Origin of the sequence: Chryseobacterium sp. JAH, assembly GCF_001507335.1 — a bacterium.
In the GTDB taxonomy this organism is placed as follows: Bacteria; Bacteroidota; Bacteroidia; order Flavobacteriales; family Weeksellaceae; genus Chryseobacterium.
Genome location: NZ_LMAH01000001.1, coordinates 780,324 through 796,480 on the forward strand (window position 1 = coordinate 780,324; position 16,157 = coordinate 796,480).

Below are 16,157 nucleotides of genomic sequence, written 5' to 3' on the forward strand. Positions count from 1 at the left end.
TGATGGGTGAGTATTTATTAATTCTCACAAAGATAATTTTTTTAAACCAATTTTAACAAAATTAAAGTTTGAGTTTATCTTTAGGAATAAAATAAAAAAACGGCTTGGTTTTTTTGATCGGCGAATAGAATTTTTCCCCTGAAATATAAATTCCTTTTTCATCAACAGCAATTCCTTCTATCTGCCCAATGGTCAATGCGCTACCTAAATAAAGATGTCTCGGATTTTCTTTGAAAAACATTCCCGATTCGGACTCCTTAAAAATATTGAGAAAAACTTCAGTTTTCCTGGTATACCCTACAACATAAAGTTTTTTATCGTAATAATAAGCATCGCTAATCATAAAATCCGTCTGGAAAGATTCAGTTTTCTGAGCAGCCTGATTTTCAAAATTCTCAGGATCAATCGTGTAATGGGATGTTGCTTTTGAGTTCCATTCTTTGGTAAATACATGAATTTTTCCGTTTAAATAAATCATCGATTCCAAATCGAAATCTGTGGAGATGTTTTTAGAAGTAAAATCATTTTGTTCAGGATAATAAAATGAAATGGCTTTCATTAAATCATTCTGTAATTCGTTATTTTGAAAAGGAACTTTATATATTTTTAAATCTTTTCGCGTTCCTGCGTTGTTACCAAAATCCCCGATGTAAAAATTCCCTCCATCGTTGGCTAACGCTTCCCAATCCTTGTTTTCTGCATTCGCTTTTAAAACCTTGAGAATTTTTCCTGAATTTTTATCAATTTCATACAATTCTGCAGGATTTCCGCTATCATTAAAGGTATAGAGTTTTCCGTCAAAAAAATTCAATCCAGAAGTTTCCTGAATGGAATCATTTAAAACTGAAACTCTGAATTTTTTAAGCTTAAAAATTTCTGCCTGTTGAGAAAAAGCAGTTTGAAACGTGAGAACAATAAATATTAGAAAAACCTTCTTCATAGCACAAAATTACGGATTTTGGTATGAATGGATTGTTAAGAATGTAGAGATGATTTTATAGCAAAACCACGTCATGGTTTTCAAATCTGATTATCAAATGGAATGTATGAGTTTAAGAATTTAAACTAAGGCTGCGTTCGTTCAAAGGTTTGCACCCTATATTTTGTTATGTCGCTACTATATATCCCTTGTAATTATAAAATGAATAAGAAATTATTCAGCGTTTTTATTGGCTAACTGTCCACAAGCCGCATCGATGTCTCCACCACGGCTTTTTCTTACCATAACTGTAATTCCGGCTTTTTCGAGTTCGCGAACATACTTTTCTTCAGCAGCTATACTTCTGTGATCAAATTTACCTTCACCAATCGGGTTGTATTGGATTAAATTCACTTTAGAAGGAACCTGTCGGCAATATTTAATTAAAGCTTTAATGTCTTCATCCTTATCATTAATACCCTTCCAGACACAATATTCAAAAGTGATGGTTGAACCTGTTTTTTTATACCAGTATTGAAGCGCATCCATAATATCCGTTAAAGGGAATTTATCTGAAAACGGCATGATTTCGTTTCGGGTAGATTCTACCGCAGAATGTAGAGATAATGCAAGTTTTACACGCAATTCATCATCTGCCAACATTTTTATCATCTTTGGAATTCCCGATGTAGAAACAGTAATTCTTCTCGGAGACATTCCCAAACCTTCCGGTTGAGTGATTTTTTTGATGGCTTCAACAACATTTTTATAATTCATCATCGGCTCACCCATTCCCATAAAAACGATGTTGGTCAAAGGACGGTTATAATATTCTTTACTTTGCCTGTCTATGAGGGCGACCTGATCTACAATTTCCGCCACTTCAAGATTCCTCATTCTTTTGAGTTTGGCTGTAGCACAGAATTCACAGTTTAACGAACAGCCAACCTGTGAAGAAACACAAGCTGTAGTTCTCGTTTCAGTAGGAATCAGAACAGATTCTACCATGAGCCCATCGTGAAGCTTAACGCCGTTTTTTATCGTTCCGTCAGTAGATTTTTGAAATTGATCTACCGCTGCCGGATTCATAATAAAATCACGGACAAGATGCTCTCTCAGATCCTTTGAAAGATTCGTCATCTCTTCAAATGAATGAAGATTCTTACTCCAGATCCAGTCATAGACCTGCTTAGCACGAAAAGGTTTTTCACCAATGGTACCAAAGTAATCTTTGAGTTGGTCGAGTGATAGAGTTCTGATATCTTTCAAAATATTGTAGATTTTAAATTATAAATTTTAGACTAAAATCCCTCACAACAGTTGGATTTCAATCTAAAATTCATAATCTATAATTTAAATTAATTACAAAATAAGCATTGCGTCACCGTAAGAATAGAATTTATATTTTTCTCTTACTGCTTCCTCATATGCTTGCATTAGGAAATCTTTTCCTGCAAACGCTGCAATCATCATCATTAAAGTAGACTTTGGCGTATGGAAATTGGTAATCATTGTATTGGCAACTCCAAAATCATGAGGTGGATAGATAAATTTATTTGTCCAGCCATTGAATGCAGAAATTTTCCTGTTTGAAGAAACTGAAGTTTCAATCGCTCTCATCGTCGTCGTTCCTACTGCACATACTCTTCTGTTTTCCTGAACAGCTTTGTTGATAATCTCAGCATTTAACTCGTCGATAATGATCTCTTCAGATTCCATTTTGTGCTTAGACAAATCTTCCACTTCGATCGGGTTGAAAGTTCCCAAACCAACGTGAAGCGTCACCTCAGCAAAATCGATACCTTTAATTTCCAATCTCTTCATCAAATGTCTTGAGAAATGCAGACCTGCAGTAGGTGCTGCTACAGCTCCTTCTACTTTAGCATAAATAGTTTGGTATCTTTCAGCATCTTCAGGTTCTACGTCTCTTTTGATATATTTTGGGAGAGGAGTTTCTCCTAATTCTTTCAATTTCGTTCTGAATTCTTCGTAAGAACCGTCGAATAAAAATCTCAACGTTCTTCCTCTTGAAGTTGTATTATCGATAACCTCAGCAACCAAAGACTCATCTTCTGTAAAGAATAATTTATTTCCAATTCTGATTTTTCTTGCAGGATCAACCAAAACATCCCAAACGCGGGTTTCTTTATCAAGCTCTCTTAAAAGGAAAACTTCAATTTTAGCTCCGGTTTTTTCCTTATTTCCATAAAGACGAGCCGGGAAAACTTTAGTATTGTTAAAAATGAACAAATCTTTTTCGTCGAAATAATCTACAACGTCTTTGAATGTTTTATGCTCTATCGTTTGAGTTTTTCTATCAAGAACCATCAACCTTGACTCGTCTCTGTGCTCAGACGGGTGCTCTGCCAATAATTCTTCAGGGAGATCAAAATTAAAATCGGATGTCTTCATTTTTTAAATTACGGTTTAAAAATTACACGAAAATTACGGATGTAATTTTTCGGACTGCAAATATACAACATTCAATACCCTTTTGTCAAGTCTTTATTTCACAATCGGTACTGACAGGGATTTTAAAGCATGACATTTTTTTATTTAATGGAATTATTTGATAAAAAAACACTATTTTAGGCTGATTTAAAATTACACCTATGAGCAAATATTCTTTAGAAGAATTCGTAAAAGAAACCAAAGAAAATCCCCTTGAGAGAGATTATTTCGAATTGGAAAAACCTGCACTTTTAGAAATCAACCTCAACAATCAGGCAGTCTGGACAAAAACCGGAAGTATGGTCGGATATGTAGGAAACGTCAACTTTGAAAGACAAGGAATGCTTTCCGGCGGATTGGGAAATCTGTTGAAAAAAGCACTTAGTGGTGAAGGTGCCAAACTGATGAAAGCAGAAGGAACAGGCAAACTTTATGTTGCTGACTCCGGAAAAAAGGTCAGAATTCTGTATTTAAACAACGAAACACTTTTCGTAAACGGAAATGATGTCCTAGCGCACGAACAAAGTGTTAAAAGCGATATCACTATGCTGAAAAGTATTGCAGGCATGATGTCCGGCGGATTGTTTCAAGTAAAACTTTCAGGAACCGGGCATATCGCCATCACAACTCACGGAGAACCACTGACTTTGATGGTCACTCCGGATGCTCCAGTTTTCACGGATCCTAATGCAACAGTTGCATGGTCAGGAAATTTAAGCCCTGAACTGAAAACCAACGTTTCTTTTAAAAGTTTGATTGGAAGAGGAAGCGGTGAAGAATTTCAGATGAAGTTTTCCGGAAATGGATGGGTACTGATACAGCCTTATGAGGAGGTTTATACGATCGAGAAATAACAGCAAATATTCTACTATTTATGCAAAAGCAGGAGCGAACACTCCTGCTTTTGCATTTAAATATTTTCTACAATCATTTTCCAATCTTCCAGCTTTTTTTCGAAAGAAATCGTGTGAAGAGGACTTGTCGAGGGCAATAAATAAACGGGAATCTTAAAGTTTTTGCCCAATAGTTTCTGTAAATTTTTATAAGATTTCCCTCCGTTACAGAAAATTGCTTTTACATTTGGATATTCTTCTAAAAGTTCAGGAATCTGATTGGCTTCTTCATTTTTTATCTCAGAATCTAAACTTCCTTTTCTCTCGCAGGAATCGATGACATCCCAAAGAGCAATGTGATGCTTTTTTAAAATAGCAATTCTTTCCTTATAATTTTCGGTAAATTCTTCGTGAAATAATTCAAAAATAATCTTCCAGAATTTATTTTGCGGATGACCATAATATTGTTGTTTTTCTAAAGATTTCACACCTGGAATTGAACCTAAAATTAATATTTTAGACGCATTGTCGATGATTGGGGAAAAAGAAGAAATACGGTTTTGCATGGTTAAATATATCAATTTTGTCTAACTCCTAACAATATTATAAAAACAAAAAGCGGACTAAAGTCCGCTTCTACTGATATTTTAAAGAATTATTTTTTAAATTACAAAGTTTCTTTTAGCCAATCAAAAAATTCTCTTTGCCAAACCAAACCGTTTTGAGGATGAAGCACCCAGTGATTTTCGTTGGGAAAATACACTAATTTTGATTTTAACCCTTTTAATTTCGCAGCCTGGAAAGCTTCCTGCCCCTGCTCATAAGGAACTCTATAGTCAATTCCACCCTGGAAAATCATGATGGGCTTGTTCCATTTGTCAACGAAGTTGCTTGGGTTGAATTCTGTATAGGCTTTTGGTAAAGGTTTTTCCCAAGGCGAACCTAGGTCCCAGTTGGCAAACCATAGTTCTTCAGTCGTCAAATACCAAGATTTCATATCAAATAATCCATCGTGAGCAATGAAGGTTTTGAATCTGTTGTTATGAATTCCAGCTAACATAAAAACGCTATAACCACCGTAACTTGCACCAACTGCTGCTACTCTTTCACCATCAACGTAAGGTAATGTTTTTGCAAAATCTGTTGCTGCCAGATAATCTCTCATCGGTTGTCCGCCCCAGTCTTTTGAGATTTCCTCATTCCATTTTGTTCCCCAGCCCGGCATCCCTCTTCTGTTTGGTGCCACCACGATATATCCGTTGGCTGCCATTAAAGCAAAATTCCATCTTGTGCTGAAGAATTGGGTTAATGCGGATTGTGGACCTCCTTGACAATACACTAGAGTCGGATATTTTTTACTTGGATCGAAGTTGGCTGGATAATGAAACCATACGCCCATTTCTTTTCCGTCTGTCGTTTTGACCATTTTCAGCTCAGATTTCCCTTGGGCTAATTTTGCATAAGCATCTTTATTCGCTTCGGTAACTGGCTTCAGTTCTCCATTTTTAAGATTCACAGAGAATATTTCTGAGGCATGATTGATATCTGTTTTTGAAACCAGCAATGAACTTTTCTGGTCCGCAAAAATTTCATTCACATCAAAGTCACCTTTTGTGATCTGCTGAACTTTTGAATCTTTAGGATTTAAAGAAAATAATTGCTTTGTTCCTCTGAAAGCCGCTGTGAAGTAAATTGCTTTAGAATCTCCAGCCCAGAAAACATCTCCGGAAACGCTTTCGTCCCAAGCTTTGGTTAGGTTTGAAGTTTTCCCTGATTTCCAGTCCATCAGTTTGATATCATTTTTATCCGCTTCGTAGCCGTCTCTTTCCATACTTTGCCAAAGCAATGATTTTCCGTCGGGACTGAATTTTGGATTCACATCGTACCCTTTATTTGATTCAGTTAGATTTTTTGTTGATCCTGAAGCCAAATCGTAAGCAAAAATATCGGTGTTGGTGCTTGTAGAATATTCTTTCCCGCTTTTAGGTTTTGTAACATATAATAGCTGGGTAGAATCCGGACTGAATACAAAATCTTCTGCTCCACCGAATGGTCTTTGCGGAGAATCCCAGGTTTTTCCTTCCACCAGATCTTTTGCAGAATCTGCGTTAGCAGAAGTATTCACGACAAAAACATGATTGTATTTTCCTTCATTGAAATAATCCCAATGTCTGTGGTTCAAATCGGTATAAACCTGAGCTGTCGTTTTTGGAGTGTCCGCATATTTATCTTTGCCCATTAATTTCTCAACCAAAACCTGTTTGCTGAAAGCAATTTTCTTTCCGTCGGGAGAAATGACAACGTTATCCACTTCACCGATAGTATAAAATTCTGACCAGGTTTTTCCGCTGTCTTTTGAAAGGAAAATTTTATCTCCTTCCTGAGCATACAATCCGTTTTTATCCCACTGAATTAAAGCTTTTTTACCAAGATCAATTTTGGAAGACTGATTATTGACAGCATTCAGAAAATAATTCTCGTTTTTTGTTTTTTCAGTTTTAAGATCGACCTGTCCTACTCTGTAAATAAGCGATGAGTGGTCTGGAGAGACCGCCTGTACCCCGACTTTCTTTAAAGTCCATAGAATTTCGGGCGTCATGAGTTGTTGTGCATTCATTAAAAGAGGTGCTGCCAAAGCGAGCAGACTGTACTTTAATTTCATATGTAGATCATTTAAGAACTTCAGAATTAAAATTCATCCGTTTATTTTATTTCAAAGATTGCCAAAGTTAATATTTAAAATAAAAATGAACTAAAAAATAAGCAGTTTAGTTTAATTTTTAAACCAGAAATATCCCAAATAAAAAATCGCCAGCTGAAAAACTGACGATTATAAGTAGTTGTAAATAATCTTTGATTTAATCTTTATCAGCAAACATCGAATTCGCCAGCGAAGTAATGATTGAAAGCAAAATACTGAAAATAAATGCCCACCAAAAACCATTGACCTCCATAGAATCAATAAAATAGTCAGCTATTAAAACGATGATCGCATTGATGACCAAGGCGAAGAAGCCTAGTGTGATAATTGTCAACGGAAGCCCGAAAAGACTTAAAATAGGTTTTAAAATAAGATTTAAAACTCCTAAAACGATAGCGAAGATAATTGCCGTAGAAAATCCTTCAAAATGGACTCCCGGTAAAACTTTAGTCAATAGAAAAGCTACCACAGCTGTGATTAGTAGACGAATTATTAAGTTCATGATTTTAATTTTAATATTATGTTATCTGCGGAACAAATGTCATTCCAAATCTATGAAAACACCGATGAATTCTAAACATACCGGCAATTAAATTTTTAATTCTATTTAATTTTCATCATCGTTACCAAAGAAGTGGCAACATGACTTTCTGATGTGCGATCTTCCTTCACAGTATAGATCTCAGTTCTTATGACACAGATTTTACTTCCCCCCTTCACCACATAAGCTTTCGAAACTAATGCATCACCGATAGCGGGACGCAGATAATTTACTTTTAATTCCACCGTAACTACATATGCATCTTCCGGATAATGACTCACTGCTGCGTAACCGGACGAGACATCAACCAGAGAAGCAATCATGGCACCGTTAAACATTCCTGCAGTACGGGTCATCAATTCCATTTTTGGAATTTTAATAGAAACAAAATCGGTTTCTACTTCCAGAAGTTCGGCTTTGTAGAATTTCAACGTTTCTGAGCGGTTGAAACTGTCGGTCATAAGTTGTTTTTTCTCTTGAGTCATGGGATAATAATTGATGGTTAATGGTTGATGGTTGATGGTTGATGGTTGATGGTTGATGGTTGATGGTTACAAAGTTCTTTAAAATAATCTTTAATTCATGCAGATTGTTTTTTTTATCTTCGCTTCAAGGTTACATTTTTCATCTTTGTTAATGATGCTGTTTTTGATTAATAGCAATTATTAGATACTTTTATTTTAAATCAAATAATTTAAAACAATAATGAATTGAATACTTTCGAAGAAAAATCCATTTTCAAGCTATTCCAAAAAGCATTTAAGAATATGCCGTTAGGAACAGCTGAATTTGGCGATGCGCCTGACGTAACTTACAGGTTGCCTAGTGGGAAGATTATTGGAATTGAAATAACAGAAGCTGTTTACGATGAGAAGTCTATCGGCAGTAGAGAGGGACAAATCAAATTCAACTATGATGTTATAGAAAAACTCAAAGATGAATTACCTTTTAAATTTGTTATTGATATTACGCTGAATACTAAGATTAAACTTAAACAAAATAACAGAAAATTAGTCATTGAGAATCTAAAAAAGTTTTGCGTTAAAGAGTTTGCTAGCTTAAATTCATATGAAACAATTCATTTTGAAAATCTGGAATTAGATTGGAGTGATTTAAACAATGAAATAAAAAAACAACTTTTGGCTCAAGGCTACCGCAAACTCCCAATTGAAATTTCAACAATTGCTATAACGAGAAATGATAATATTACAAACTCAACTCATATGGAGTCAACGTTCGGAGTCATTCCTGATTTCACTGATGAAAATTTAGATAAAATATTAGCAAAAAAAAATAACTCTTTAAAAAAATATAAACTTTGTGATGAGCAATGGTTGCTTATAATTGAAGGTTGGGATTTTTACAGTTATTATCAGGAAATAAATATTACGAAAAAATTACAACTTGTTTTGATAGAGTTTTTATGTACAGAAGATTTAGCTCCGAAGTATCAATGCTTAAGTAACTTTAGAATCGCTTCTCGAAATTCCTTCAGCAATATAAATCCAAAATCCCCTACCTTTGCAAAATGGAATTAGAATCTATTTACAAAAAACTGCAGATTCAGGATATGAATCAGATGCAGAAATCTACATACAAAACTACGGAAAACAATACTGATGTTGTTTTACTTTCGCCTACCGGTTCAGGGAAAACGCTTGCTTTTCTTTTTCCCGTTCTAAGAAATCTAAAGAAAGAATCCACAGGAATTCAGGCTTTGATATTGGTTCCGGCGAGAGAATTGGCATTGCAGATCGAGCAGGTTTTCAAATCGATGGGAACAGATTTTAAAGTGACAGTTTGCTACGGTGGTCACGATAAAAAGATTGAGATGAACAATCTCAAGGAAGCTCCGGCAGTATTGATCGGAACTCCGGGAAGAATTGCCTATCACATGAGAAATAAAAATCTCGATGTAAAGACAATTAAAAATCTGGTGCTGGACGAATTTGATAAGGCTTTGGAATTAGGCTTCCATGATGATATGGAATATATCATTGAAAATATGTACAACCTTTTTCAGAGAATCCTGACTTCAGCAACTTCTATGGACGAAATTCCGAAATTTACGGGTCTGAAAGATGAAAAAACAGTAGATTTCTTAAAATTAGGAGAAAATAAACCTGATATTCAGTTAAGAAAAGTCATGACGGTTTCTGAGGAAAAACTTGACACGTTATTTCACTTAATCTGTAAAATAGGAAATAAAAGAACGCTGATTTTCTGTAACCACAGAGAAACCGTTGACCGTATTGCAGATTTGCTTCTTGATAAAGGAATTGCCAGAGAAACCTTCCACGGTGGTATGGAACAGGATGAAAGAGAACGTGCACTGCTGAAATTCAGAAATGACACAGCGAGAGTTTTGATCACAACCGATTTGGCTGCTCGTGGTTTAGATGTTCCTGAAGTTGAATCGATCGTGCATTATCAATTACCGACCACAGAAGACGCTTTTATTCACAGAAATGGCCGTACAGCGAGAATGAATGCGAAAGGTTTTGCTTATCTCGTAATGACAGAGGAAGAAAAGTTTCCTTTCATTAAAAAAGACACACCTGAAGAATCGGTAAAAGAGTTTTCGAAAGTCCCTGCCAATCCTCCATTTCAGACGATTTACATCAGCGCGGGAAAAAAAGACAAGGTGAATAAAGTGGATATCGTTGGGTATCTTTTGAAAAAAGGAGAACTCCAGAAAGAAGATTTAGGTTTGATTGAAGTGAAAGATACCACCTCGTATGTGGCGGTTTCAAGAACTAAAGTGAGAGAATTACTGAAAAAACTGAGCACTGAAAAACTGAAAGGCAAGAAAGTGAAAATGGAAGTTGCGTACTAAATTTTTCACCACAAGAATCGCAAAGAAATTACAGTTGTTATTATTTAACGTATAAAAATCAAAAAAAGAAGGACGCATAAGTATCCTTCTTTTTTAATTCCAAAGTCTTTAAACTTTGAATGCAAAAACCTTTTGCTAATTTTTCAGTAAAACAGTTTACTTCAGTGCAGACGTTTTTGTTGGCAAAGTGTAGACTGATTTTGAAGCGGTAATAAACAGAATATTATTTTTTTCTCCTCCAAAAGTCACATTTCCGGTCCACTCTTCAGGAATTTTGATATGGTGAACTTTTTCACCTTTGCTGTTGAAAACAGTCACGCCATCTCCCGTAATATAAAGGTTTCCTTCTTTGTCCAGAGTCATTCCATCAGAACCCATTTCACAAAATAATTTCTTTTCAGATAATTTTCCTTCTCCTAAAATATCGTAGACGTATGTTTTTCCGGCATCAATATCTGAAACATATAGTTTATTTAATTTTGCACTTCCAATAATTCCGTTGGGCTGTACGAAAGTTTCTAATTTTGAAATTTTGCCCTCTTTACTTCTGTAGTAAAGATTTTTCTCAGGAATCTCCACTTTGAAATTCTCCCAATAATCTCTTTTGTACAAAGGATCGGTGAAATAAATTCCTCCTTTTCCATCAAGCCAAAGATCATTAGGACCATTCAATCTTTTCCCTTCAAAACCTTTAGATAAAACTTCAACAGATTTATCTTTACTTATTTTCCAGATCTCACCCTCATTATCTGAACAAGTGATCAGGTTGTCATTTTCATCAAAATAAGTTCCGTTAGCTCTTCCTGTTTTATCTAAAAATAAAGTCACTTGATCGGTTTTCCAGTCCCAGACATAGATTTTATCATTCGGCTGGTCTGTAAAGTAGACATTTCCGTTTTTGTCGGCTGCAGGGCCTTCTGTGAAGGTAAATTGATTTGATATTAATTGGGGCTCAGTGTTCTCCAGCATAGCATTGTAATTTGTTGATTTGCAACTTAGAAATGCCAAAACCAAACCAACAAGACCTACATTCAGTATATTTTTCATTCTGCTTAAAATTAAAGCCCACAATTTACGATTTGTAAAAAGTTCTGCCAATTTTATACTCTTGATTATTATCCTTAAAATCAAAATACGAAAATGTCCTTTTTATCCTATTATGTAAGTGTATAATATTATTTATCAAAACGAATATTCAGGAGCTTTGCATCATCTTTTAATAAGGCAAAACGAACCGTGAAAATGATTTCACAACATTCTAAAAGTCCTTTTTTAATTAAATAAAATGTTAAGATGAGTATTCAGCAAGACAATAAAAAAAATCCGGAAAGCGATGGGGAGGCTTTCAGAGATTCTGTAGGAACAATGGACGATTCGGGAAAACGAAAATGGGTTTTTCCGAGAAAACCAAAAGGTAAATTTACCAATTATAGAAATTACACAGGCTATATTTTATTGGCCTTATTTTTCTCAATTCCTTTTTTAAAAATTAATAATAATCCGGTTCTTCTCATCAATCTAATTGACAGGAAATTCTTTATTGTAGGGCAATCTTTTTATCTGCAGGATTTCTTTATTTTGGCTCTTGGAGCAGTGATCTCTGTCATTTTTGTAATGATCTTCACCGTAGTTTTTGGAAGAATATTTTGTGGATGGCTCTGCCCGCAAACCATTTTTATGGAAATGGTTTTCCGTAAAATAGAATATTGGATCGAAGGCGACCGAAACAAACAGATGAAACTCGACAGACAAAGCTGGGATTCTGAAAAGATTCAAAAAAGAGTTTTAAAATGGTCTGTTTTCTTGATCATTTCACTGGTCATTGCTCATTTCATGTTCATGTACATCGTGGGTTATGAGAATTTATTCCGTATCATGAAAGAAGGACCGCTGGAACATCCTTTGCATTTCACATCAATGCTTTCTTTCACTTTGGTTTTTTACTTTGTTTTTGCGTGGCTGAGAGAGCAGGTGTGTACCTTGATTTGTCCTTATGGAAGACTTCAGGGCGTTTTGATCGACAAACAAACCATTAATGTATATTACGACACCAAGAGAGGAGAAAACAGATCAAAGTGGCGAAACGGAGAAGACCGAAAAGCTCAATCCAAAGGCGACTGTATCGATTGTGGTCAGTGTGTAGTTGTTTGTCCTACAGGAATTGACATCAGAAATGGACAGCAACTGGAATGCATCAACTGTACCGCCTGTATAGATGCCTGTGACGAGGTCATGGTAAAAGTAGGATTGCCAACCGGATTGGTCCGCTATGCTACCGAAGCGGAAATTGAAACCGGAAAAAAATTGGGAATCACCTCAAGAATGATGCTTACCACGATCTTCCTGGGATTGCTTATTGGTTTTCTGGGATACCTACTCAATGATCGAGGCTCAATGGAAGCTAAATTTATCAAACCTGCAGGTTCCACCTTCTTTGTGAGGGACGGAAAAATCATCAACAATTTCACCTATACTTTTTTGAACAAAACCAACGAGAAAAAATCAGTTTCTATAATAGTACTTGATCCCAATCATGCAGAAGTAATTTCTTCAGGTTCGAGCAAAATTATACTAAAAGGTGACGAAATTCTAAAAGGATCCATCAGTATTTCTTTTCCTGAAAAAGACGTTAAATTTTCTAAACAAAATATCACCATCGCCGTTGTCAATGAAAAAGGAGAAATTTTAGACACCTTTGAAACAACCTTCGAAGGACCATTTAAACTTTTATTGTAAAGCTTAGTTTTTATGATTTTTAATAAATAATGACGGTGTAATTCCGGTGCTTTTACGGAACACTCTTGCGAAATAAGAATACTCTTCGTAACCCAGCCTGAAAGCAATTTCCACCAGACTTTCATCAAGGAAGATCAGCATTCTTTTAGCTTCAAGAATCACTCTTTCTGTAATAATGTCGGATGCCTTTTTTTTCATTACTGTTTGTGTAATTCTGTTCAGGTGTTTTGCCGAAATATTCATCAATGACGCATAATGGGAAATTGATTTCTGCGAAACGAAAAATTCTTCTACCAAATTTTCAAAAACCTGATAATGGTTAAAATAAGATGCGCTTGCAGTTGAACTTTCATTTTCATATTTCGAAAATTCTCTCAAAGAATGAATGCAAATCTGAGTAATCACGGACAGAATAAAGCTTTGCTCCATTAAATCCTGAGACTGGTGCTCCTTTTCAATGGTTTTAAAAAGGGAAATCATATTATTCAATTCATCCGACTGCAGTTGAAGCTTTCTTGAAAAGCCGGGAGAATTAAAAAACGGAAAATTCTTCAGTTTTTGATTCACATAATGCATCTCATAATAAGGCTGAGAAAAAAAGAAAATATAACCATCAGTATCTGCCGAAAGTTCCCAGCTATGAACTTGTCCGGGTGAAAGAAAAAACAGACTTCCCTCTGAAACATCGTACTTTTGAAAATCTATCTCATGAATTCCCTGCCCTTTCGTAAAAATAACCGTAACATAGAAATCATGGCGGTGCGGCTTCTCAATATGCTTATGGCTGGAAACCAAATGGTTTTTCAACGTATTAAAATAAAAATCCGGAGCATTTTTCTCTGACTGAAAAAGATTGATATGCAATACCGAAATAGAATTCATCCTGATTTTATTTAATATGAAGGTGAACAAAAGTACATCTAACCTGAACATTTTACAACGTCTATTTGTAGTAAAGCTTAAAAAATAATTATCTTTGAATTTTCAGGACTGTACAATGAAGACAAATTTACCCGACAAACTGTATTATTCGATAGGAGAAGTTGCGAAAGCATTCGACGTAAACGCTTCATTGATAAGATATTGGGAGCAAGAATTTCCGATCATCAAACCTAAAAAGAACAAGAAAGGAAACCGATATTTCACTCCGGAAGACATTAAAAACCTGAAAATAATCTATCATTTGGTGAAAGAAAAAGGTTATACGCTTGACGGAGCGAGAATTGCGCTGACGACCAACTCAAAAATCTCAGAAACAGTTACATTAATCGACCGATTGGAATTTGTAAAGGCTGAACTGCTGAAACTGAAAGAATCTTTGGTTGAAAAAGATTCAGAGTAAAATACTTTTCGAATGATTAAAATTACAAACCAAAAGTATCTCATGATGATTGCAGGAGTTTTATTTTGCCTCATTATTACTAGTTTTATTTTTAAATTCAATCTTTTTCTCAGGAGTGCTCTGATTGGACTTTTTCCTGGTTCAATTGTGCAGATGATCAACAATAAAAAAACAAAGTTCTAGCTTCATTTTTCTAGTCATTAAACGTATAGTCAGTTCCGAATTTTTCTGAATCTGTAATTTAAAAATCTATAAGGACACTTAATAACTACCTTAAGAAATCCTGAGCTATTCACATCCCCAGTTGAATTTCCCTACTAAATAACCTGAATATCAAACAATTGTTTAAATTATTTTTTATTTGAACTCAGTTTTGAATTAAATTAATTCTTAACTTTATTCTAAGATATTTCACTTTTAAGATTTTTCGTTTAGCGATGAAATTGCTCAAAATTTCAATATCTCACCAAATAGAGCATAAAATAAACAGATGAAAAAAAGTTATTACCAAAAAATGGCAGTGCTCGGAACGCTCCTACTTATTCTGCTGGGATTTCAGAAATATACAGAGAAATCTGATGAGCCTTTTCCTGAAGTCACCTTTATTTCTGAAAGTTTACCCGTTGAATCTCTTTCTGAGTTCGATCCGAATGATTTAGATGAGAACCAATGGCGAAAACTAGGATTTTCTGAAAAGCAGACGGCAACTATTTTAAAATACAAGAAAATTGTCGGTGGGAAATTTATCTCAAAAGAACAGTTCAAAAAATGCTATGCGATTTCTGAGGACAAATTTAACCAGCTTGAAACATTTCTATTACTTCCAGAAAACAACGCTGATGCAAAAGGAAATACCGGTTTCAAAACTTATGAAAAGAAAACTTTAAACATTACACGGAAATTTAATCCTGATCATCTCTCACAAAAAGATTGGGAAAATATGGGATTTTCCGACAAACAAGCCGCCGCTATCTTAAAATATAAAAGTTATCTCGGTGGAAGTTTCTTGAGCAAAGAAAAGTTTAAAGAATGTTTTATCATCAATGAAGAGAATTATGCTAAACTTGAACCTTATTTAATTCTTCCCACAAATACTCCAGCTAATTTTAATGCTTATGCCGGAAAATCTAGATCGCTTAAATCTATGAGTCCACAGACTTCTTTTGATCCTAATTCTTTGGATATAAAAGGCTGGATGAACTTAGGATTTTCTGAAAAGCAGGCAAATGTGATTGTTAATTACCGTGATCGAAATCTTAAAGGCAGTTTTAAAACTTTAGATGATATTAAAAACTGTTTTGTGATTTCAGCCGAAAAATTTGAAGAATTAAAACCCTTCATCAAATTCAACACGGCTACGATGACGAAAAGTTCTGATGATAGAAAAACGGAATTTAAACAAGAAAAAACAGATTTCTCAAAAGTTGATATGAACTCCATTAGTTTCAAACAGCTTCTGGAATTTGGTTTAGACGAAAGAAGCGCAGGTTCAATGATTGGTTTCAGAAAGAAGCTGGGCGGTTTTATGACTAAAGATCAGATTTTAGAAACTTATAATATTGACAAAGAACTGGTTCAAAAATTATTAAGCACTGCCCCACTCGACAATTCGAAAGTTGAGCGACACACTTTGGTGGATGCACCTGAAGAATGGCTCAAAAATCATCCTTATTTCAAATATTCTGCGGATAAAATTATTTATTACAGAGTGAGCAATACCGATGATAAGAAAATTTGGAAATTATTAAAAACCAAACCTGAATATGAAGCGAGAATGAGGCTTTATCTGAAATAGTTG

General features: G+C 34.9%; 15 protein-coding genes. 6 read left to right on the top strand and 9 right to left on the bottom strand.

What is annotated here, in order from left to right; all coding sequences use genetic code 11:
• Positions 1–61 precede the first annotated feature (61 nt).
• From AR685_RS03615 to queA, 3 genes are all read right to left on the bottom strand, one after another.
• Entirely contained in the window at positions 62–940 is an 879-nt protein-coding gene (locus AR685_RS03615; RefSeq protein WP_059123738.1) for a hypothetical protein, read from the bottom strand.
• Positions 941–1,153: 213 nt separating this feature from the next.
• Positions 1,154–2,188: a 23S rRNA (adenine(2503)-C(2))-methyltransferase RlmN gene (gene rlmN, locus AR685_RS03620; RefSeq protein ID WP_059123739.1), complete on the bottom strand. Its 1,035-nt coding sequence runs from the start codon at positions 2,186–2,188 to the stop codon at positions 1,154–1,156.
• A 93-nt stretch (positions 2,189–2,281) separates the two neighbouring features.
• Positions 2,282–3,331: a tRNA preQ1(34) S-adenosylmethionine ribosyltransferase-isomerase QueA gene (queA, locus tag AR685_RS03625; RefSeq protein WP_047445966.1), complete on the bottom strand. Its 1,050-nt coding sequence runs from the start codon at positions 3,329–3,331 to the stop codon at positions 2,282–2,284.
• Positions 3,332–3,531: 200 nt separating this feature from the next.
• Between queA and AR685_RS03630 the strand changes: the two genes are divergently transcribed.
• Positions 3,532–4,224 (top strand): AIM24 family protein, encoded by a 693-nt coding sequence (locus AR685_RS03630; RefSeq protein ID WP_047446439.1) that lies wholly within the window; start codon positions 3,532–3,534, stop codon positions 4,222–4,224.
• Positions 4,225–4,280: 56 nt separating this feature from the next.
• On the opposite strand, the gene AR685_RS03635 is transcribed toward AR685_RS03630, so the two are convergent.
• The 4 genes from AR685_RS03635 to AR685_RS03650 form a co-directional block, all read right to left on the bottom strand.
• The gene (locus AR685_RS03635; RefSeq protein ID WP_059123740.1) at positions 4,281–4,769 is read right to left on the bottom strand and encodes a DNA-deoxyinosine glycosylase; all 489 of its coding nucleotides are present in this window, start codon (positions 4,767–4,769) and stop codon (positions 4,281–4,283) included.
• A gap of 101 nt (positions 4,770–4,870) precedes the next feature.
• Entirely contained in the window at positions 4,871–6,865 is a 1,995-nt protein-coding gene (locus AR685_RS03640; RefSeq protein ID WP_059123741.1) for a S9 family peptidase, read from the bottom strand.
• Between the two features lie 196 nt (positions 6,866–7,061).
• The gene (locus AR685_RS03645) at positions 7,062–7,406 is read right to left on the bottom strand and encodes a phage holin family protein (protein WP_059123742.1); all 345 of its coding nucleotides are present in this window, start codon (positions 7,404–7,406) and stop codon (positions 7,062–7,064) included.
• 101 nt (positions 7,407–7,507) lie between these two features.
• Positions 7,508–7,906, bottom strand: a complete 399-nt coding sequence (locus AR685_RS03650) for a PaaI family thioesterase (protein ID WP_228376381.1) — start codon at positions 7,904–7,906, stop codon at positions 7,508–7,510.
• Positions 7,907–8,155: 249 nt separating this feature from the next.
• On the opposite strand from AR685_RS03650, the gene AR685_RS03655 reads away from it, so the two are divergent.
• Both AR685_RS03655 and AR685_RS03660 read left to right on the top strand, forming a co-directional pair.
• Positions 8,156–8,983 (top strand): hypothetical protein, encoded by an 828-nt coding sequence (locus tag AR685_RS03655; protein WP_131777592.1) that lies wholly within the window; start codon positions 8,156–8,158, stop codon positions 8,981–8,983.
• Positions 8,974–10,281 carry a DEAD/DEAH box helicase gene (locus AR685_RS03660; protein WP_047445955.1) on the top strand — a complete coding sequence of 436 codons (1,308 nt, stop codon included), beginning with the start codon at positions 8,974–8,976 and terminating at the stop codon, positions 10,279–10,281. Before AR685_RS03655 ends, AR685_RS03660 begins: the two co-directional genes overlap by 10 nt.
• Positions 10,282–10,437: 156 nt before the next feature.
• Here the strand turns inward: AR685_RS03660 and AR685_RS03665 are convergent, their stop codons facing one another.
• A complete protein-coding gene (locus AR685_RS03665) occupies positions 10,438–11,328 on the bottom strand; it encodes an SMP-30/gluconolactonase/LRE family protein (protein WP_047446436.1) in 891 nt (296 codons plus the stop codon).
• A gap of 246 nt (positions 11,329–11,574) precedes the next feature.
• On the opposite strand from AR685_RS03665, the gene ccoG reads away from it, so the two are divergent.
• Positions 11,575–13,017, top strand: a complete 1,443-nt coding sequence (gene ccoG / locus AR685_RS03670; protein WP_047445954.1) for a cytochrome c oxidase accessory protein CcoG — start codon at positions 11,575–11,577, stop codon at positions 13,015–13,017.
• Between the two features lie 3 nt (positions 13,018–13,020).
• Here the strand turns inward: ccoG and AR685_RS03675 are convergent, their stop codons facing one another.
• Positions 13,021–13,899 (bottom strand): AraC family transcriptional regulator, encoded by an 879-nt coding sequence (locus AR685_RS03675; RefSeq protein ID WP_047445953.1) that lies wholly within the window; start codon positions 13,897–13,899, stop codon positions 13,021–13,023.
• Between the two features lie 115 nt (positions 13,900–14,014).
• Between AR685_RS03675 and AR685_RS03680 the strand changes: the two genes are divergently transcribed.
• On the top strand, positions 14,015–14,359 hold the full coding sequence (locus AR685_RS03680) for a MerR family transcriptional regulator (protein WP_047445952.1): 345 nt from the start codon (positions 14,015–14,017) through the stop codon (positions 14,357–14,359).
• 490 nt (positions 14,360–14,849) lie between these two features.
• Complete coding sequence (locus AR685_RS03685) at positions 14,850–16,154, top strand: helix-hairpin-helix domain-containing protein (RefSeq protein ID WP_047445951.1); 1,305 nt, start codon at positions 14,850–14,852, stop codon at positions 16,152–16,154.
• The last annotated feature ends 3 nt before the right edge of the window (positions 16,155–16,157 follow it).